This is a genomic window from Brevibacillus jepli (assembly GCF_047229145.1).
GTDB lineage: Bacteria > Bacillota > Bacilli > Brevibacillales > Brevibacillaceae > Brevibacillus.
In genome coordinates this window covers 93,120-113,716 of sequence record NZ_JBFEFW010000010.1, presented here as the reverse complement: position 1 = coordinate 113,716, position 20,597 = coordinate 93,120, and the positions used below count along the sequence as shown (strand labels likewise).

The 20,597-nt window shown below is 47.7% G+C and carries 18 protein-coding genes; 2 read left to right on the top strand and 16 right to left on the bottom strand.

Annotated elements, in window-relative coordinates:
• Positions 1 to 17 precede the first annotated feature (17 nt).
• Entirely contained in the window at positions 18 to 365 is a 348-nt protein-coding gene (locus AB1L17_RS13045; protein ID WP_412845266.1) for a thioredoxin family protein, read from the bottom strand.
• Between the two features lie 57 nt (positions 366 to 422).
• A complete protein-coding gene (locus tag AB1L17_RS13040) occupies positions 423 to 1,310 on the bottom strand; it encodes a LysR family transcriptional regulator (protein ID WP_412845265.1) in 888 nt (295 codons plus the stop codon).
• Between the two features lie 117 nt (positions 1,311 to 1,427).
• Between AB1L17_RS13040 and leuC the strand changes: the two genes are divergently transcribed.
• Both leuC and leuD read left to right on the top strand, forming a co-directional pair.
• Positions 1,428 to 2,858 (top strand): 3-isopropylmalate dehydratase large subunit, encoded by a 1,431-nt coding sequence (gene leuC / locus AB1L17_RS13035; RefSeq protein WP_412845367.1) that lies wholly within the window; start codon positions 1,428 to 1,430, stop codon positions 2,856 to 2,858.
• Positions 2,855 to 3,439 (top strand): 3-isopropylmalate dehydratase small subunit, encoded by a 585-nt coding sequence (gene leuD / locus AB1L17_RS13030; RefSeq protein ID WP_412845264.1) that lies wholly within the window; start codon positions 2,855 to 2,857, stop codon positions 3,437 to 3,439. Before leuC ends, leuD begins: the two co-directional genes overlap by 4 nt.
• Positions 3,440 to 3,512: 73 nt before the next feature.
• On the opposite strand, the gene AB1L17_RS13025 is transcribed toward leuD, so the two are convergent.
• From AB1L17_RS13025 to AB1L17_RS12960, 14 genes are all read right to left on the bottom strand, one after another.
• The gene (locus AB1L17_RS13025; protein WP_412845263.1) at positions 3,513 to 4,019 is read right to left on the bottom strand and encodes a GNAT family N-acetyltransferase; all 507 of its coding nucleotides are present in this window, start codon (positions 4,017 to 4,019) and stop codon (positions 3,513 to 3,515) included.
• A 113-nt stretch (positions 4,020 to 4,132) separates the two neighbouring features.
• Positions 4,133 to 5,791: an AMP-binding protein gene (locus AB1L17_RS13020; RefSeq protein ID WP_412845262.1), complete on the bottom strand. Its 1,659-nt coding sequence runs from the start codon at positions 5,789 to 5,791 to the stop codon at positions 4,133 to 4,135.
• A 90-nt stretch (positions 5,792 to 5,881) separates the two neighbouring features.
• Complete coding sequence (locus AB1L17_RS13015) at positions 5,882 to 6,679, bottom strand: aminoglycoside phosphotransferase family protein (RefSeq protein ID WP_412845261.1); 798 nt, start codon at positions 6,677 to 6,679, stop codon at positions 5,882 to 5,884.
• A 64-nt stretch (positions 6,680 to 6,743) separates the two neighbouring features.
• Positions 6,744 to 7,220, bottom strand: coding sequence for a hypothetical protein (locus tag AB1L17_RS13010; RefSeq protein ID WP_412845260.1), 477 nt, complete (start codon positions 7,218 to 7,220; stop codon positions 6,744 to 6,746).
• 126 nt (positions 7,221 to 7,346) lie between these two features.
• Positions 7,347 to 7,838 (bottom strand): YajQ family cyclic di-GMP-binding protein, encoded by a 492-nt coding sequence (locus AB1L17_RS13005; protein ID WP_412845259.1) that lies wholly within the window; start codon positions 7,836 to 7,838, stop codon positions 7,347 to 7,349.
• 20 nt (positions 7,839 to 7,858) lie between these two features.
• Positions 7,859 to 8,647 carry an SDR family oxidoreductase gene (locus tag AB1L17_RS13000; RefSeq protein WP_412845258.1) on the bottom strand — a complete coding sequence of 263 codons (789 nt, stop codon included), beginning with the start codon at positions 8,645 to 8,647 and terminating at the stop codon, positions 7,859 to 7,861.
• 123 nt (positions 8,648 to 8,770) lie between these two features.
• Positions 8,771 to 11,866, bottom strand: a complete 3,096-nt coding sequence (locus tag AB1L17_RS12995) for an efflux RND transporter permease subunit (protein ID WP_412845257.1) — start codon at positions 11,864 to 11,866, stop codon at positions 8,771 to 8,773.
• A gap of 2 nt (positions 11,867 to 11,868) precedes the next feature.
• On the bottom strand, positions 11,869 to 13,095 hold the full coding sequence (locus AB1L17_RS12990; protein WP_412845256.1) for an efflux RND transporter periplasmic adaptor subunit: 1,227 nt from the start codon (positions 13,093 to 13,095) through the stop codon (positions 11,869 to 11,871).
• A 284-nt stretch (positions 13,096 to 13,379) separates the two neighbouring features.
• Entirely contained in the window at positions 13,380 to 15,242 is a 1,863-nt protein-coding gene (gene pepF, locus AB1L17_RS12985; RefSeq protein WP_412845255.1) for an oligoendopeptidase F, read from the bottom strand.
• A gap of 96 nt (positions 15,243 to 15,338) precedes the next feature.
• Positions 15,339 to 16,625 carry a UDP-glucose dehydrogenase family protein gene (locus tag AB1L17_RS12980; protein ID WP_412845254.1) on the bottom strand — a complete coding sequence of 429 codons (1,287 nt, stop codon included), beginning with the start codon at positions 16,623 to 16,625 and terminating at the stop codon, positions 15,339 to 15,341.
• Positions 16,626 to 16,637: 12 nt separating this feature from the next.
• A complete protein-coding gene (locus tag AB1L17_RS12975; protein ID WP_412845253.1) occupies positions 16,638 to 17,711 on the bottom strand; it encodes a glycosyltransferase in 1,074 nt (357 codons plus the stop codon).
• Positions 17,712 to 17,736: 25 nt separating this feature from the next.
• A complete protein-coding gene (locus tag AB1L17_RS12970; protein ID WP_412845252.1) occupies positions 17,737 to 18,687 on the bottom strand; it encodes an NAD-dependent epimerase/dehydratase family protein in 951 nt (316 codons plus the stop codon).
• The gene (locus AB1L17_RS12965) at positions 18,684 to 19,487 is read right to left on the bottom strand and encodes a glycosyltransferase family 2 protein (protein ID WP_412845251.1); all 804 of its coding nucleotides are present in this window, start codon (positions 19,485 to 19,487) and stop codon (positions 18,684 to 18,686) included. The genes AB1L17_RS12970 and AB1L17_RS12965 overlap by 4 nt, the downstream gene beginning before the upstream one ends.
• Positions 19,484 to 20,530: a glucose-1-phosphate thymidylyltransferase gene (locus AB1L17_RS12960; RefSeq protein WP_412845250.1), complete on the bottom strand. Its 1,047-nt coding sequence runs from the start codon at positions 20,528 to 20,530 to the stop codon at positions 19,484 to 19,486. Before AB1L17_RS12960 ends, AB1L17_RS12965 begins: the two co-directional genes overlap by 4 nt.
• Between the last annotated feature and the right edge of the window lie 67 nt (positions 20,531 to 20,597).

Here is a 20,597-nt window from a genome sequence, read left to right as displayed (position 1 = left end):
GTTATATGTTCGCGCAATTACGCTTGCTCGAGTCCTTTACTCACTTGAATGGCACGGTCTAGGAAATGCTCGATCTCCTCACGACTTTTTCCCAGCTTGCTGACAAAGCGAATCAGTTCTTTTCCATTATGGAACGCAATAAAGCTCGGAATCCCGAAGACATCATACTTTTGGGACAGATCCGGGAGTGTATCACGATTGACAGCTACCATATCGAGCTGATCTTTGTACTTTTCCTCCACTGCAGGCATGAAAGGATCGATGCGGTGGCAATCTGGGCACCAATCGGTAAAGAATTTAACGATGACTGGCTTGGTTGCTGCAATCACTTGCTCGAATTCTGCTTCTGTCTTAATTTCTCTCATGTTATCTTCCTCCCAGAATGATTTGGAAATAGTGTACCACAGGCGTGGGAAATCACTCTATATTTTTCCACCCTGCTCGATCAAACATTGAACAAACGCCTCTGCCGGGCGTGACAGTGGTTTGTCCTTTCGATACGCCACGACGAGTGTTCGAGACGGTTTTGTTTTGATCCGCACATAAGTTGGCGGCTCAATCGTTCCAGGTGCAAGTGTAATCATTTTCGGAGCAAATGACAGCCCCATCCCTGCAGCAACAAGAGACTGAACTGTCTGGATGTTGGTGCTCTCGAAAACGATTCGGGGCCGGAACCCTGCCTGCTCACAGAGCCGAAGCGATATTGTACGGAAGCCTTGCCCTTCTTTTAATAGAATAAAAGGCTGATCGGCTACCTCTGCGAGATCTACTTCCTTTCGTTTGGCGAGCGGATGATTGGATGGTACAGCCAAAAAGATTTCTTCATTGATCGCGGGAATAATGGTAAGTGTCGGTTCGCTGATGGGCATGGTTAACAGGCTCACATCAATTTTTCCTCGAACGAGCAGCTGCTCCAAATGACTCGACGTTTCCTCCATCAATTGCAGCTCGACGCCGGGAAATTGTTGCGTAAACGTAGGCAACACCCGTGGCAGCACATACGCTCCTGTAATCGGTAGGCTACCTACTAGCAATTTGCCGCTTTCTCCTACGGCGTACGCGCGCATTTCCCTCTCTAGTCCTTCTGACATATCGACGAGCGTTTGCGCCACCTGTACGAAGCGCTGGCCCGCATCTGTCAGCTCTACGTGCTGCGGCAAGCGATGAAACAAGCTCACACCCAGTATTTTCTCCAGCTTCGCAATTTGTTGGCTTAATGACGGTTGGGCCAAATGTAATCGATTGGCTGCCCGGGAGAAACTGCGTTCCTCTGCAACAGCGAGCACATAACGAATTTGTCGTAACTCCATAATAACCTCCCGATAGGCAAAAACTATCCTTCTTATAATTATTATATCTTTGAACTATTCTCTTTGCCATGTTACAACCTTGTTAAGAGTTTTTTTTGTACGAAGGAGGAAATCATGATGAAAGCCCGTACGATGTTTGAAAAGATTTGGGACAATCACGCGATTCACGAAGAGGCTGGCAAGCCGAGCCTTTTGTATATCGACCTTCACCTGGTTCACGAGGTGACTTCACCGCAAGCGTTCGAAGGACTCCGCTTGGCTGGTCGCAAAGTACGCCGTCCAGAGCTGACCTTCGCTACTATGGATCACAACGTACCGACTGCTGACCGCTTTAACGTGAAAGACCCGATTTCTCGCCAGCAGATGGAGACCTTGACTGAAAACTGTCAAGAATTCGGGATTACACTCGCTGACCTGAACAGCCCTGATCAAGGGATTGTTCACGTAATCGGTCCAGAGCTCGGTCTCACGCATCCTGGAAAAACAATCGTTTGTGGTGACAGCCATACGTCCACTCACGGTGCATTCGGTGCCCTGGCATTCGGTATTGGTACCAGTGAAGTGGAACATGTACTGGCAACCCAATGCTTGCAACAACAGAAGCCAAAAACGATGGAAGTACGCGTGAACGGTGACCTGCCCTTCGGTGTCAGTGCAAAAGATTTAATTTTGGCGATTATCGCAAAATACGGAACTGACTTTGCAACTGGCTATGTAGTAGAGTACACAGGCGCTGCTATACGTAATCTGACCATGGAAGAGCGCATGACTGTGTGCAATATGACGATTGAGGGCGGCGCTCGTGCTGGCTTGATCGCTCCTGACCAGACCACTTTTGACTACTTAAAAGGTAAGCGCTACGTCCCACAAGGCGAAGATTTCCTTGCAGCTGTCGAGGCATGGAAAGAGCTGTGCACGGACGAAGGCGCTGCGTATGATACCTGTGTAGAAATCGACGCGACCCAAATCGCTCCACAAGTCACGTGGGGAACGAGCCCTGGCATGGGGACAAACATTACGAGTACCGTTCCAGACCCTGAATCTTTCGAGACAACAGCACAACGCAAAGCGGCACAAGATGCGCTGGCGTATATGGACCTGGCACCAGGTACCCCAATGAATGAAATTAAAATCGATCGTGTGTTTATCGGCTCCTGTACGAACGGTCGGATCGAAGACTTGCGCAAAGCGGCGGAAGTGGCAAAAGGCCGCAAAGTCTCCCCTTCCGTACACGCAATGGTGGTTCCAGGCTCTCAAGCCGTCAAACAGCTCGCTGAACAAGAAGGCTTGCACCTCGTCTTCCAGGAAGCTGGCTTCGACTGGCGCGAATCGGGTTGCTCTATGTGTCTGGCGATGAACCCGGATATCCTCTCTGAGGGTGAGCGTTGTGCTTCTACCTCCAACCGGAACTTCGAAGGACGTCAAGGACGCGGCGGTCGCACGCATCTGGTTAGCCCGGAAATGGCTGCTGCTGCTGCTATTGCAGGTCACTTCGTAGACGTGCGTGAATGGAAAAGCGAGAACGCTAGCAAGGAGGTATTCCAATGAATCCATTTGTCATCCACACCGGAGTGGTAGCTCCACTCGATCGTGTAAACGTAGATACAGACGCAATTATCCCGAAGCAATTCTTGAAGCGTATTGAGCGCAGTGGGTTTGGCCAATTCCTGTTCTATGAATGGCGCTTTACCGTCGATGGTTCGCCAATCGATTCGTTTATTCTGAACACGCCTGAATACAAGGAGTCTACTGTCCTTCTTGCCCGCAACAATTTTGGCTGCGGCTCCTCCCGTGAGCATGCGCCTTGGGCTCTCCTTGACTACGGCTTCCGTTGTGTCATTGCGCCATCCTTTGCGGACATTTTTTACAACAACTGCTTTAAAAACGGCATCCTGCCGATCAAGCTGAGCGAAGAACAGGTAGATGAGCTATTCAATCGTGCCCAAAGCAAGCCGAATTACGAGCTGACCGTTGATCTGCAGGAACAAGTCGTCCGAGACAGTGAAGGTCTCTCCTACCCGTTCGAGGTAGACTCCTATCGTCGTTACTGCCTGCTGAATGGCCTCGATGATATCGGAATCACCTTGCAGTATGAAGATAAGATCGCTGCGTACGAAGCAACTCGTTAATCTACTTTTCCTCGTGCTACAAATAGAAGCGAAGGCAACAGCTATCATGTGCCTTCGCTTTTTCCTGTTTTCCCTATACTAGAATGTACATGTGGCTCTCATCAAAGTATTGATCTCCGACTTTCAGCGCCCGTTTTTCCAAACCATATGGGATAAAGCCCATTTTTTCATAGAGTCGAATCGCTGCAGGATTACTCGTTACGACAGCGAGCTGGACCGTGTCGATATCTCCCCGCTTCTTCAAGTATGCCAGCTCGGCCTCCATGAGTGCTTGTGCGATCCCTGTTCCGCGATGTCCTTCACGTACGTACATGGAGATAATAGAGGCCTTATGACATGCTTTTTGCCCACTGTGACGGAAAAAACCGATAATGCCAGCCAGCTTTCCTTCCACAAAAGCTCCAAAGTAACCGCTATTCCCTGATTCTCCTTGAGAGAGTCTTCTTACCCATTCTTCCATCGGCACGGATATTGCCTCTTCATAGGTAGAGCCAAATGCATCCGGGTCTGTTTGCAGCCCTTCTAGTCTAATCTTTACCAACTCTTCTGCATCGTCTGGTCCCAAAAATCGAACTTCCATGTTAAGCTGCACCTCTCCCCTTTTTATTTTCACTTATCTTAGTGAAGAGTTGCTAGAAAGTAAAGAACTATCTAAAAAAACGCCAGGAACCTCTCCCTGACGTTTTTCATCTCCTATGCTGTTCCTGTTTGATTAGGATGATTCTGACCAAACAGCTCCAACGCTTGTTCCCGCAGCTTGAACTTTTGAATTTTGCCGGAAGCCGTCATCGGATACTCGTCAACAAACTGGATGTAGCGAGGAATCTTGTAATGAGCGATTTTCCCTTCACAATATGCCCGCACCTCGTCCTCCGTCATTGTCTCGTGTGGTTTTACTCGAATGCACGCCAATACCTGCTCTCCGTATTTGGCATCAGGGACACCCACAATTTGAACGTCTAGTACTTTTGGATGCGTATAGAGGAATTCCTCCACCTCACGTGGATAAATATTTTCGCCACCACGAATGATCATGTCTTTAAGTCTGCCAGTAATTCGGTAGTAGCCTTCTTCATCGACGGTTGCCAAATCTCCGGTATGCAGCCAGCCTTCGCGATCGATCGCTTTTGCTGTCTCCTCAGGCATGTTGTAATAGCCTTTCATGACCAAATAACCACGGGTGCACAGCTCACCTTGTACGCCGGGCGGCAAAATCTCACCTGTTGCCGGATCGATGATCTTTGCTTCTACCCCTGCATGCAGACGACCGACTGTTGCTACTTTTCGCTCGAGAGAATCCTCTGGTATCGTCTGAGTGATGACTGGAGATGCCTCGGTTTGTCCGTACGCAATCGTAATGTCACGGATTCCCATTTGATCGACGACCTTCTTCATGACCTCAATCGGGCATAAAGAGCCAGCCATAATGCCTGTACGCAGCGAGCTCACATCACGCTCTGCAAAAGTCGAATGATTCAGCTCGGCAATAAACATGGTGGGTACGCCATAAAGCGCGGTGCAGCGTTCAGCTTCCACAACCTCAAGGACCACTCCGGGATCAAATGCAATGACAGGAACCATCGTCGCTCCTGTCGCCACACATGCCAAGGTCCCCATTACACAACCGAAGCAGTGAAAAAACGGTACAGGAATACACACCTTATCCTCTAAACCGAGCCGCTGACATTCTGCTACCTTGATGGCATTGTTGACGATATTGACATGCGACAGCATGACTCCCTTTGGAAAACCGGTTGTCCCGGATGTGTACTGCATGTTGATGACATCATCAGGAGTAAGCGACGCCTGACGCGCCATACGTTCTTCTTCCGAGACCAATGCCGCACGTTCGAGCAAGTCACTCCACAGGAACATTCCGGCCTGCCGTTCATTTCCCAAATAGATCACGTTTTTTAGATGCGGGAGTCTTTTGGACTGAAGGGCTCCAGGCTCACATGTCGAAAGCTCCGGGCAAATCTCTTGAATCATGGCAAGATAATCCGCATCGCGATAGGAATTCATTAATAAAAGCGTCGTCGATTCTGATTGGCGCAGTAAATATTCCAGCTCATGTACACGGTAGCTCGTATTGACGGTCACCAGCACTCCGCCCATTTTCGCTGTGGCAAATTGGGAGATCACCCACTCTGGCACATTCGTTGCCCAGATCGCGATATTTTCCCCTTTTTGAATGCCAAGTGACATAAATCCCCGTGCAGCCTGATTGCATATTGCTTGAAATTGCCCAAACGTATAGCGAAGCGCTCTCTCGTGATAAACGAGCGCTTCCTTCTCATCATACTTACTGGCTGTGTCGTCTAACATGTTGCCGATTGTGGTCATATGTATCATACAAGCACCCCCAAAACATTCAGACTTTTCTGCCTATCGTGCATAGGATTCTTCTTTTACGCCGCAATCCCTTCTTTTTCCGTTATCGTCCTATAACCATTCGTTCTTGTGTTCCTTGATAAATGCGATGTCTTCTTGATAGTGTAGAATATGTCCTTCTTCGACCATCTTTTGAAAAGCAGCATCGCCTTCACTGGCTTTTCTGGCAATGGTTTTGCATAGTCCTTCTAAACGAAGCAAGACCATTTCTAGCGTACCTTCCTTCATTTCCATCCCGTACGATTCAAAAAACAAGGCCACTCGCTGTTTTCGCTGATTGGCATGCAGCAGTGGTTGGTAATGGATTTTTTCTCCAGATTCAGTAAAAGAAAATCTACTTAAAGGCACGCAGGTATAGAGCGTATAGGCGACATCCCAATGTCTTGGACCCGGAGCCGCTAAATCAAAATCAATAATGCCAATCGGGAATTGTTGATGGAAAATGATATTGTACATAGCAAAGTCGTTATGACAGATAACTTCACGCGGGCCAGGAGTGTGATCCAACGACTGCCACTGATCATCGAATGGAAAATCACTCACACAATCATGATATAGCCGAAGCATTTTCGCTATTTCTTGTAACGCTTCGTCTGCCTTCATATATTCCTTCCAGGGATAATGACCAGCCTCTCCTTCAATAAAGGACAGGATTTCTCTCCCCTTTTCATCCATACCTAAAAATTTTGGCGCATACGGATAGCCTTTTCTTTCCAAGTGCTTCAATAATTCATGGATGTTCTTGCTTCCTGGCTTTACTTCCCTTCTAACTGTATTGCCAGAACGGTAAACGTTCGTTACGTTTCCGCCCGCTAATAATTCTTCCCTCGACGATGACGATTTTGACATATCATGATCGCCCCTTTCTTTAGACGAAAAAAGAAAGCGTCCCTGTTGTGGAACGCCATCTATATTACTGCACGACGATTTTTTTCGTAGCTTCTACCTTGTATGGCAGGTGGTTGCTGTAGTTGAGCTCTACCCGAATCTCATGCTCTCCCTTTGGCAGCTTTTTCAGTAAAAACTCAGGCTGATAAATCATCCCTTTGGGTTCCCCATTCAGGTATAAATGAGCGTGCCCTTCTCCAAAGACTGGAGTGTCGGCCAATTCGCCATTTTCCTGAACAAACGTGAAGTTCTCTGTGAGCAAGGATACTTCTGCCGTCGTACCATCCACCTGAACCTCCATATTCAGCGCCGGCTTTTCAGTGCCTGCTGGCTGATTCAAGGGTGCAGTCGCTGTAACAGGCGCGGTCGGTTCTGACGGACGATAAGAGTCAGAGACGTTTAGCGGGTCTTTGACCAAAAGCACGATTCCCGCCACCAGCACTACAAGAAAAACGATTCCGCCCAAAATGAGATTGCGCATACTGATAATAAAGACTTTCATGTCTCTACTCTCCCTTTCGCAAGTGCTTGTCACTTATTTGTACATGCATATGCGAGAGTGAAGAGAGTTAGAAGCAAAAACTTTTTCTAGTAGGTAAAAGACACTTTTTTGAGCAACCTCTAGTAGTTAGCGGTAGTTAATAAATTGTACTTCCAATGGCAGATCAGCCTTGCGAATCGCACTGATGATTTGCTGCAATTCGTCTTTACTTTTGCCCGTCACGCGAATTTGGTCATCTTGAATCTGTGTTTTCACTTTGACCCCTGTATCTTTGATAATGCTATTGATCTTTTTCGCATTGTCTTTGTCGATTCCCTGCACCAGCTTCACTCGTTGACGGACAGTGCCGCCCGCTGCCGGTTCAATTTTGCCGTAGTCAAGGTTCTTGATGGGTACGTCCCGTTTGACGAGCTTGCCAAGCAAAATGTCTTTTACCTGACTGAGCTTGAAATCGTCATCGGAGACAAGGACGAGCTCTTCCTTTTCCAAGGAGATGCTGCTCTTGCTCCCTTTGAAGTCAAAGCGATTTTCTATTTCCTTTAATGCGGTCTGAATCGCGTTGTTTACTTCGGACAATTCAACCTTGGACACGATATCAAATGAACTCTCTTTACTCAAAGGAATTCTCCTCTCTTTTATTAGATCGCACGAATCAAGCCACCATCGACGAGGAACGATTGACCTGTCACGTAGCTGTTTGCCGGGGAAGCCAAGAATGTCACCATCCGTGCGAACTCGTCAGGCTGACCGTATCTGCCCAATGGGATTTGTTTTTCCCAATTTTGTCTTACTTCATCAGTACTCATACTTTTTGCTTCTGCTGTCATCCCATCTAGCTGTGCCACTCGATCCGTCGCGATTCTGCCAGGTCCGATGGTGTTAATGAGAATTCCGTCTGGCCCGAGTTCTGAAGAAAGCGTCTTGGAAAGGCCCAATACCCCTGTACGAAACGTATTGGACAAAAGCAAATTCTCAATCGGCTGTTTAAAGGACGAGGAAGCGAAGTTGATGATTCTTCCAAATTGGTTCGCTCGCATATGAGGCAAAACAGCACGAATAGCTCGAACATAGCTAAGCAAATTTAACTGGAAGGCTTGCATCCACTGTTCATCCGTCAGCTGTTCGAATCTGCCTGTCGCAGGACCACCTGAATTGTTAATTAATATATCGACGCTGCCAAAATGCTGGACCGTTGCTTCGACAACTCGCTTGATATCTTCTTCTTTCGTCACATCCACTGCTACTGCAAGAGGAGATTTGCCAGTAGCCTGTTCGATCTCGGCACGAACGATTTCCAGAGCAGCTTCATCTCTACCGCATATCGTGACATTCGCTCCCTCTTCGGCAAGGCATTGCGCTGTTGCCTTTCCCAATCCTTTTGATGACGCGAGTACCAGAGCGGTTTTTCCTTGCAAAAATAGATCCATATGCATGCTCCTTTCATGGTTCACTCATGTATGTATCTTGATCTCTCTATTCTACAGAACTTTCAGACGAAGGAAAAGCAAAAGAGAAGGGGGCCAGCACATGCTCCCCTTCTCTTCCGATCACTATACCTCTGTCGGAGGTACGTCCTTATCTTTGTTTTGTTTCGCCTCTCGTTTTGCTTCGCGTTTCGCCTGACGAGCTGCCTTGCGTGCCAGTCTTCTTGCCTTTGCCCCTTCAAACAGGGAGTACAGGACAGGAACGAGCACCAGTGTGACGATGGTATGGAAGATCAAGCCGGAAATAACGGCTGTGGCAAGCGGCGCTTCCAAATCGGAGCCTTCCGCCATTGCTAGACCCATCGGCAGCATTCCCAAAATTGCGGTCAGCTTCGTCATGATGACGGGACGAATACGTTCCTTGGTCCCTTGGATAATCGCCTCTGCGGTTTCCATTCCACGCTTGCGCAGCAGGTTGATCCTGTCGATCAAAAGAATCGCATTGGATACGACGATACCGACAAGCATGATGATTCCGATCATCGCCATTTCACCGAATGTCCGCTGCGTAAGGACGAATCCAAGCACAACGCCGACCAAGGCCATCGGAATCGTCAGCATGATGATAAATGGTTGGGACATCCGCCCGAACTGGGCAACCATGATGACGTAAATCAGAGCCAGAACACCTAAGAATACGAAGATCCCTTGGTTCATGTTCGTGCTTTGCGCTTTCAGTTGACCGGCGATTTCCACACTATATCCTGCTGGTACAGGTACGGTTGGCAATTTTTCATCAAGCGCACGGCCTACTTCCCCTAATTCAGTTCCCACCATCTCGGCAGAAACTGTCACGATGCGTTCGCCTTCTTGTCGCACGATCGTGATCGGAGACTTGCTGTACTCTACCTCTACCAGGTCTGACAAAGGCACTGCTGCTCCGTCTTTTGCAGTCACCATAATCGTTTTGAGCTGATCCGGATGCTTCAGCCAGTTGTCCGGCATCTTGGCAACGACGTCTACTTCAATTCCATCTTGTGTGATGGACGTAATTTGTTGGCTGCCGATTAACACACTCAGTTGTTGCAAAAGCGAACGGTGATCTACATTCAGTCTGGTAAGTGCTTCTTGTTTTGGGACGAGCGTAACTTTTTCTTTTCCTTCTTTAAAATCGTTGCTAATGTTGGTTACCCCGTTAATCGTGCCGAGCATCGCTTCCAGATCGGTTGCGACCTTCTGCATGACTTCCATATCTTCCCCGAAAACTTCCAGTTGGATCGGGCCACTTCCGCCTTGTTGTCCAAAAGACATGGAGACAGATTCGATTCCTGGGGCAGCATTCAGTCGATTGTTAATATCTTCGCTCAGAGCGTCCTTATCCCGCGTTCTTTCCGACTTCGGAATCAGGGAGAGGAATAGTGTTGCGTCTTCCTTGGAAGCAAAGAAGAATACATCCTTGATTTCCGGGAGCTCGCGCAGCGATGCTTCCGCGGTGATGGCTGCTTTTTGAGCTGTTTCGAGTGTTGCACCAGTTGGCATCTTCATACTGGCAAAGATGATATTTTCGTTTGGATTGAGCCCTTGACCCATTTTCATAAACGGAGTGAGGAACACGGAACCAACCAGCAAAGTTACTGCGAGTAAGATCGTTTTAATCCTGTGGTTGATCGCTACATTCAAAATGCCGCTGAATACGCGAATAATAAAGTGTTCCTTGCCTTCTCCTTCTAGCGACACATGCTTATCATTCTGCAAGAAGCGATTGGAAAACACAGGGACGAAGAAGAAAGCAGCAATTGTTGATGCAATAATGGCAGCGGATACCGTAAAGGCGATGGTGGCCAAAATCGGTTTCAGCCAGTCTTCAAAATCCGCAAAAACAAGTGGCAAAAAGACGATAATGATCGTGAGCTGCGAGGTGAACACAGGCGTCAAAACTTCTTTCGTTCCTTTAATGATTGCCTGCTTCAGCTCTTCGCCCTTTTCCCGGTAGTGATAAATACTTTCCAATACGACGATTGCGGCATCGACGATCAAGCCGACTGACAAGCTCAGCGACAGCAAGCTGATCATATCTATGTTGTAGCCTGCGAGCTTCATCGCGATGAACGTCATGAACGCAGAGAGTGGCAATGTCGTAGCGATGACGAGTGTGACCCTCCAGTTGCGAAGGAAGACGAACAAGATAATGATCGCAAGCGCTCCACCAATCATGACATCCCGGCTGAGGTTGCTCACGGCATGCTCGACAAAGGAAGCTCCTTCGAACATGACCTTGATGTTGTATTTGCCGCTTGCTTCTGCGTTTATCTCGCGAACGACATCTTCTACTTGCTTTTGGGTCGTGATCAAGTCATAGCCCTCAGCCCGCGACACGCTGATTTGAATAAACACGGCACTGTTTGTCAGGGCGACGTAGTCTTTTACTTTTCCACGCATGTCTTCAATCTGTGCCAGTTGATCCAGTGAGATGGTTCCTTTTGGCGTGTCGATTGGCAGTGCCTGTATTTCCTGCGGAGTCTGATAAGTATTGTCAATCATGACAACCGTATCAAACCCTACGTTCTCCAATGTACCAATCCCTTGCTTCCAATTCGTGTCCTGAAGCTGTGAGATAACATTCGCTGGGGTCGTTTGATACGCATTCAATCGATCCGGTAAAAGGGTTATCGCAATTTTGTTCTCGAAGCTTTTCTCTTCTATGAATACTTCCTTGACTCCCTCGACTTCTTCAATGCGGTCCTTGATCGAGGTTTTTGCCAAACTCAGCATGGTCTTCGGATCTGCTCCCACGATGGCAAAATCAATCATTTGATCGCTACCCAGATTGTCCTGGTAGATGTCTACAGAGTCAACGGCTTTCGGAAAACCGTTTCGGAGACGGTTGATAGCATTTTGTACATCTTGCTTAACCTGCTCACCTTTGCCTTCATTTGCAGTAATATTGATTCTGACAAAGCCAGCACTTGTTGAAGAAGAGTATTTATTAATATCACTAATCGATTTTAGCTCTTGTTCTACTTTCTTCGTTACTTTTTCTTCCATCTCTTCTGGAGGCAGTGCACCACCGGAAATTCTTACGTTAATGTTAGGGAAGTTCGTCTTTGGAACGAGTTCGATATTAAAGCTGAATAAGGACCCCAAGCCTGCAATGACGAGCAAGAATGTAAATAAGTAGACGATGAGCTGTCTTTTGAGCAAAAAGAGAATGATCTTGTTCATGCTTATTCTCCCTTCGCCTCTACTTTTTGCCCTTCGACGTAGAATGTAATTCCACTACGCAGGAGCTGGTCGCCTTCTTTTACTCCAGATACGATTTCGATGGAGTCTCCGACCATTTGACCGGTCTTCACTGCTTTTTTAACGATCAGTCCATTCTCTACTGCCATCACGTAATGATCGGTTTGACTCACACCGACACTTTCCAGCGGCACCAGGAAGCCATTCACTTGACGTGGCAACTCAATTGTCGCTGCCATTCCCCCACGCCAGTAACCATCTGCATTCGGAATGGCGATCTCGACGCGGTACTTACCTGTATTCTTGTTTACAACTGGTGAAATAAAGGCAATGGTTCCTTCACTTTTCTTTCCGTCGTCCGACAAAGCATGCACCTTCGTTTTCTCACGGAACTGGCTGATCAAATCATTGGAAACATCCAAGGCTACCTTCACTTCGGACAGGTCAACGAGTCGAATGATTTCCTGACCGGGTGAAACCTGCTCACCAATTTGCAAGTTCACATCGACGACTGTTCCTGCGAATGGCGCTTGAATTTTCGCATCATCCAAGGTCTTCCTTGCACGGTCTACACCGCCTGCTGCAGCTTTAATCGAAGCGTTGGCGACCATGACATCTTCTGGCTCCGCTCCTTTTTGCAGTTCATTCAGAGACAGCTGAGCATCACGCAGTGTAATCTCTGCTTGCGTAACGGCCCGTTTATTCGCATTTATTTCGTTTTGCGAAATGGCTCCGCCAGCAAACAGCTTTTCGCTTGTTGCGAGATCCTGCTTTGCTTTATCCAAGCTGTCTTGCGCACTTTTTACCTGCAGGCGCTTCTGTTCGAGTGCTTCTTGTGTCGCTCCCTTTAACGTCTTGATTTTACGTGCTGCTGCTTCCTCCACCTGCCCCTGTGCCGCTGCAATTTCTTTTTGCTGGTATCGCGTATCCAATGTGGCCAATAACTGACCTTGGGCGATTTTTGCTCCTTTGGTGGCGGAGATCGCTGAGATCGTTCCGCCTGTACCAAACGACAGCACCGCGTCCCGTTTGGCTTCTACCATCCCTGTGACTGAGAGCATCACTGGCTTTGTTGCCTTTTGAACCTTAACTACCTCTACTGCCTTTGCTTTCGCCTCAACTGGCGGTGCAGCTTCCGGTGCAGCACCACCAGAACAACCTGCTGTGATCAGCATGAGTGAAGCCAAAATAATCGATGCCCGTTTTTTCACAAGAATTCCTCCAAATTTTCACAATCATTCCTCATGGCGTAATTGTGCCAGTTTTTACCTTTACTGCAAAACAGTCAGCGGGTGGAAATTCATATCCGCCTCTAGACGGAGACCAGCACCTCCTAGCGCATAAATAGATACGCAAGGAAAATGGGAAAGTTACCTTATTTTGGACGAGTTATAAGAAAAATTTTACAAAATGTACATTTTAGGAGGCGTTTTCCATAGAAACTGAAAAAAGGCAGCCAAGTCTTGGACTTGAACTGCCTTTCGGATACCATTTCTTATTTCTGTTCGACTAGCTGTTCCAGTTCTTCGAGCAATTCCTTGAAGACACTCAAGGCTTCCGCGATCGGTGTTGGAGAAGTCATATCTACGCCTGCGCCCTTAAGCAGATTGAGTGGGTAATCGGAGCTGCCACCCTTGAGGAACTGCAAATAGCGATCCACGGCTGGCTGGCCTTCCTCCAAAATCTGCTTGGAGAGAGACGTCGCCGCCGAGAAGCCCGTAGCGTACTTATACACATAGAAGCCGCGATAGAAATGAGGGATGCGTGCCCATTCTAAATCTACCTCGCTGTCTACCACCATGTCTGGGCCGTGGTAGGCCACATTAAGCTCACGGTACATCTCACTGAGTGAATCTGCAGTCAGCGGTTCCCCTTGCTCTTCTTTTGCGTGGATAAGCTTCTCGAATTCAGCAAACATCGTTTGACGGAATACCGTGCCACGGAACTGCTCGAGATAGTGGTTAATCAGGTACATGCGCTGCTTCTTGTCCGTCGTCGTTTCGAGCAAATGATTCATCAGGAGTGCTTCGTTCAGTGTGGATGCCACTTCTGCTACGAAAATCTTGTAATCGGCATACGTATACGGCTGCGCGTGATTGGAATAGTAGCTGTGCAAAGCATGCCCCATCTCATGCGCAAGCGTAAACATGTTGTTCACATTGTCCTGATAGTTCATGAGCACAAACGGGTGTGTCGTGTAGGCACCCCAGGAATACGCTCCGCTCGTTTTCCCTTCGTTTTCATGCACGTCGATCCAACCATTCGAGAAGCCCTCTTCCAGAATACGCCCATATTCCTCACCCAGTGGATGGAGCGCCTCTTTAATGGTCGTTACGGCCTGATCATACGGGATTTTCATGTCCGTCTCTGGAACGATTGGCACGTACAAATCGTACATGTGCAGCTCATCTACACCCAACAATTTTTTGCGCAAAGCAATGTAGCGGTGCATAAGCGGGAGATGCTCGTGAATCGTTGCAATCAGGTTATCGTATACCGGGAGCTCTACATTATCAGCAAACAAGGCTGCATACAGAGCAGACGGGTATTTTCGCGTACGTGCGTAGAAAACATCCCCTTTGATGGCGGATGTCAACGAAGCCGCAATCGTGTTACGGAACTTGCCATACGTGCCATACAACGCCTCGAATGCTTCCTTGCGCACCCGTCTGTCTTTGCTTTCCATGAACTGCGTATAGCGTCCCTTGGTTAGCTCTACTTCTTCCCCGTTTTCATCCGTAATCATCGGGAATTTCATGTCAGCGTTGTTGAGCATGCCAAATATTTTGGAAGGAGAGGACGCAATCTCGCTCATGTTGGCCAGCAATGCTTCTTCCTCAGCGGATAGCGTATGTGGCTTGAAGCGGGTAATCTCTTCCAAAAGAATGCGGTAGTGCTCGAGGCCTTCTACTTCTTTTAGCCACGTTTGCAAGTCTTCTGTCGGGATCGCCAAAATCTCTGGCTGTATGTACGAAATCGAACCGTATACCTGCGTGCTTAGGCTGGTCGCTTTGTCAGTCAATCCTTGGTACTTGCTATTCGCATTATCCTCGTCACGGCGCATGCGTGCATAGACGTACACTTGGTCAAGCGTCTTCAATAATTCATCTTGCAGAGTCAACACGGCCAGCAACTGTTTACCGGAAGTAGCCAGTGTGCCTTTCATTTCTGCGATTTTGCCTGTGAGTTCCTTCGCTTTTTGTACGTCCGCTTCCCAATCATTATCAGTTGGATAAATGTCCTCTAGGCGCCATTTGAATTCAGCTGGGACATCACTGCGTTTCGGCAGTGTTTTGCTTTTATTCACCGTGATCACTCCCTCGTTATCCATGTAAGATGAAATGGTCAAATCATCCATATGTTTATCCTATCGTATTATGCCTGCGGGTTCAAATCATTCAAGAACTTCTACGTTCCCAAAGAAAAAAAGCCGAGCTTTCCCAAGATGGAAAAGTCAGCTTCTCCCTACACCGATATAGTGAAAGCCTGCGTCCTTTACATCTTGGATCGGCCATGCATTACGTCCGTCTACCAAGAGTGGCTGCGCCATGCTTTGGTATATTTGTTTCCAATCCACTTGAAGACACTCTTCCCATTCTGTGACCAATAATGCGGCATGCGCTCCATTAAAAGCCTCCTCCGCGGATTGTGTGTACGTGATCTGCGGATAGTGCTTGCTCACAAAAGGGGCTCCAATCGGATCGTATGCTTTAACGAAGGCGCCTTTTTGCAAGAGTGCTTCTATTAGTTTGAGAGAAGGCGCTTCGCGGATGTCATCTGTATCTGGTTTAAACGTCAACCCCAGAACAGCTATCTGTTTGCCTTTCACATCTGGGAGTTGCACACACAACTGGTCCAAAAACCATAGGGGCTGTGTAGCATTCACCTCTCGCACCTTATCGAGAATGCTTAAACGAATCTGGTGCTCTGCTGCGAGTTGCAGAAGCGCAATGGTATCCTTCGGAAAGCAGGAGCCGCCATAGCCTACACCAGCCCGTAGAAATTGTGGACCGATTCGACTATCGAGTCCCATCCCTCTTGCAATCGTGACGATATCCGTCCCGAGTGCCGTACTCAATCGGGCGAGCTCGTTCATGAAGGAGATCCGCGTTGCCAAAAACGCATTCGAGGCGTATTTGATCAGCTCTGCGTTTGCTCTGGTTGTAATTACTCGTGGTGCCTCCACACCTTTATACAGCTCCTCCATGCGAGCAGCTGCCTGTGAATTATCTACGCCGATAACGATTCGTGATGGCTCCAAAGCGTCTAACAGGGCACTTCCCTCCCGTAAAAATTCCGGGTTGGATGCAACAGACACCCCTTTGCAGCCTGCCAGCATCGCCGAGACTTTTTCACCTGTGCCAACTGGGACCGTACTCTTAATCACAATGATGCGTTCTTGAGGTGCGAGAGAATGGACCTTTTCGATGTCAGAAACAGCTCCCAGCAAATACGTTAAATCCGCTGTACCATCTGCTGCTTCAGGTGTCCCCACACAGATGAACAAAATCTCTGAATCTTTCGCCGCTACCAAATCAGTGAAAAATGCAAGGGTGCCTTCGTCCAATACTTTTTTCAGTGCCTCTTCTAAGCCTGGCTCGTAAATCGGCGAGATTCCTTGGCGCAATTTTTCTACCTTGGATTCAATGAGATCGATTCCAATTACTTGATGACCGTTCATGGCAAGGGACACAGCAGTCGTCAATCCTACGTAGCCGGTCCCGATAACGGCAACTTTCATTCCTTCACCTCATCATTTTTTTGACACACGTAAATATAGCTCTTCCAGCTTCATCCGTTGCTTATGGATATCGTGGTTTTTCTCTACTTTTATGCGAGCCTCTGTCGTGATCTGTGCCCACTCATGACTGTCCTTTAGTACACGGTTTATCATTTTCCCGAGCTCAGTTGGTGACTTTTCTGGGACAAGATATCCGGTCACCTTGTTTTCAACCAGCTCAGGAATCCCCGCGTGATAGGTGGAGATGACAGGACGTCCGCTTGCCATCGCTTCCATGATGACATTGGGAATTCCCTCCTGATTGCCATTTCTCGCCGTCTTGCATGCAATAACGAACAAATGACACTTGGCCAGTTCACGCTGGACTTCACGATGTGGTAAAGCGCCTTTGAGCACGACTTGTGTGCCTAACCTGTTTTTCTTGATAAGCCTTTTGAGCTTCTTCTTTTCCTCTCCATCGCCAATAATGATTAACTTGGCCTTCGGATACTTTTGATGCACATGGGTAAACGCTTTGATAAGCGTATCCATGCCCTTTTTCTCTGTCAGTCGCCCTACGCTTAACAATCGGTACTCCCCATTTTCCACCGGCTGTGATGGCAGCATGGGAAACTTGCGCAGATCAATTCCTGAACGGATGAGTGTAATTTTGGAAGGAGAACAGCCCAGGCGAATCAATCGCTTTTTCATGTGATTACTCACGACAGTAAACGCCTTGCCCTGTCGAAATAGACGCTTGAGGGACCGTCTGTAGCTTGGATTTTCTTTGACGCGCTTGGTCGCATCAAAACCGTGGAAGGAAGTGATCAGAGGCAGCTTGGTTATCTTTGCATAGGGAAGCAATTCTAATCCAGCAGGACCAAACCGGGCATGCAAGCATTTAATTTTTTTGCGCCTTATCCAAGTGGAGAGGCCGGCCATACGCTTGCGCACATAGACCGGCGAATATGGGAATTGCTTTCGATTAAAGGCTCGCTGTCTTGTCAACACAACTGGTTTGACCACTCGATGACCTAGCAATTGCTCATATATAAACGTTTCACTCTTGGGAAGAAACTTTCTGCGATAAACGAGGACCCGATGCATGCAACTGGCCTCCTGTATTCGTGAATTATCCCTTCGCCTGCAAACGCATATCCTCTAATTGACGGCGAAGCCCTTCTTCTAAAGTAACCTGTGGATTGTATCCCAAGCGTTGTCTCGCCAATTGGATATCTGCACATGTGCGGAGCGAGTCTCCCACTGGGCCCTTTTGAAAGGAGATTTGCGGTGTGACATTCATAAGTCCGCTCATGATGGACAGCACGTCGATCAGCTTGATTTCCCGATCGCCTCCAACATTGAAAATCTCGCCAGGAGAAGCATGTTGTGCTGCCAAGAGGTTCGCCTCTACAGCATCCGTCACAAACGTAAAGTCTCTTGATTTTTGTCCGTCACTATAGACGACCACCGGATCACCTTTCATCATTTGACGGAAAAAACGGTGGAAAGCCATATCAGGTCGTTGTCTGGGACCGTATACCGTAAAGTAACGCAGCATCGAAACCGGGAGTCCATATGCTTTGGCGTATACCGAACAGATTTGTTCCATCGCTTCCTTGGTGACACCATAAGGCGAAACTGGTCGGAGCGGTGCGGTTTCATTCGTTAACGTTCCTTGCATCGTTCCATATACCGAAGACGAGGAGGAGGCAACGATGACAGGCGGCTTCGCTCTTTCCAGGCAAGCCTCCAGCAAAAATTGGGTTGCTAAAACATTATGATTCACATAATCGATAAAAGCTTTCCCCCAACTATTCCTCACCCCTGGCAAGGCCGCCAGATGGTAGACTACATCTACTCCATCGAGCCAATCGTCCCAACGCTGGGCATGCAAGGAAGTAGAATGGAAGGTAAAAGTAGGGTGATTTCCAATTTCGGCCAGATTGCGCAATTTTGCAGCTACATCGTAATTATCAATAAACCCGTCTATTCCGACGACTGTCACGCCGTCATTTAATAATCGCTGAGTCAAATGAGATCCAATAAAACCGGCACAACCGGTGACCAGCGCTTTTGTCATCGTCTCCGCCGCCTCACTTTCTTCAGCCTTCTTATAATGAGATACCCATCACGATAGCCGTAGACTGCTCTGTACTTTTTGCCCCATCGTTTCAGGTAGTATTTAAATGTTTTTTTCCTCAAGAGATTACGCCTACGCTTCATTTTGTTATCGGTGAGTTGCCCTCTGTGCTTCGTCCTGTGGTAGAGTTTTTGATTGATGAATCGAACCGGAAATTTTTCGATCAATCGCAAAATGATCCGCCGATCTTCCATGATTCTGCCTCCGAACTTATCGGAGGTATCCCAGCCCCCCACTTGGCGTAGCGCCTCAACACGATAGCAACGAGGAGCTACCATCCAGCGATTGTACTTGAGAAACTGATATTTGTTACGGAAATGCTTGTGCTTCACCAGAAATGGATTGTAGTATCTCCCTTTACGTACTCTCCAGATTTTGATGTTGCCATAGAAAAGAGCCGTGCTTTTCCTGCTTTTATTGATGTACTTATTAATCGTGGCCAGCGTCCGCTTGGGTAACCAATCATCTGAATCTAGTTGTAGGAGATAAGGGGTATCGACCATCGACAACGCTTGATTCATCACTTTGCCGATCCCTGCGTTTTTTTCCATCCGATAATACTCAATGTTGGGATGAAACAAATATTTTTCGACTTTTTTCCTCGTCTTATCGGTAGACGCATCATCAATGATTAACAGCTTCCAATCTTTCGATGTTTGCTTCAAGACGCTACTGATTGCTTTACGAATAAATTTCGCTCGATTGTACGTTGGAATGACTACAGTAAAGGTCGGATTCATACGTCCTCCCTTTTAACAGCTGGAATACAAATAGATGATTTGTCGCTTACAATGAAGACGCCTGAACTGTTCGAAGATTGACCAATCATCATCGATGAGCGCCCAAACACGCTGTCTGTTATTTTCCATGCAATGTCTTGCAACGAGCTGTTTTCCAATAAGATACTGTTTTCGATATGCGCGCAATTTTTCAAGCTCACGCCATTTTGGATCGAGACATACGGTCCTATATGGCAATTTTCAATATGACAGCCCTCTCCGATTAAAACTGGACCTGTAATCTTCGAGTTTTTCACGATGCTTCCTTTGCCAGTTTGATGTCGATTGCCGAGCTCCCTCGTGAGCATCCATTGATTGGCTTCCAGCCAGCGTTCGATGGTTCCCACATCCGAATATTTTCCGTTGGTGACGGAATGAGCCATTTTAAAGCCGCGATCAATAAAGGCCTGAATCGCATCCGTTATTTCCAGTTCGCCCCGAGGAGATGGCTGTAGGGTTGCAATCGACTCAAATATTGGTGTGGTAAACAAGTATGCGCCAATAACCGCCAGATTGCTCTTCGGCTGACGAGGCTTCTCCTCTACTGAAATGAGTCTTCCTTTGTTTACTTCTGCAATCCCATAATCCTGTGGTCTCTCTACTTCGCTTAGCATCACAACACCGTCAGACTTTTTGTTGGTAAATGCGCGTGTAAGTCCGTGAAGTGAATCCATCAATAAATTATCACCTAGCAGCAGAATAAATGGTTCGTCTTGCAAGAACGGTTGCGCTAGTTGGACTGCATGGGCAATTCCCAACGGCACCTCCTGTTTGATAAACGTAATGGTAGCCCCGAATTGACTACCATCGCCCACCATGGGAGGAATCTGCACTTGAGAAGGATGTATCACGATGCCAATGTCCTGAATGCCCACTTCCCGTAGCTTGCGAATGCAATAGTGTAGGACTGGATGGTTGGCCACAGGGAGGAGGGTTTTTGGTTGCGAATAGGAGAAGGGGTGCAGTCGCGTACCACGTCCAGCACACAAGATTAACCCTTTCACAAGTATCACTCCCCAGTTGTGCTCTGCGATACTTATAAGGTATGCGTATCTGGAATGCTGGACAGGG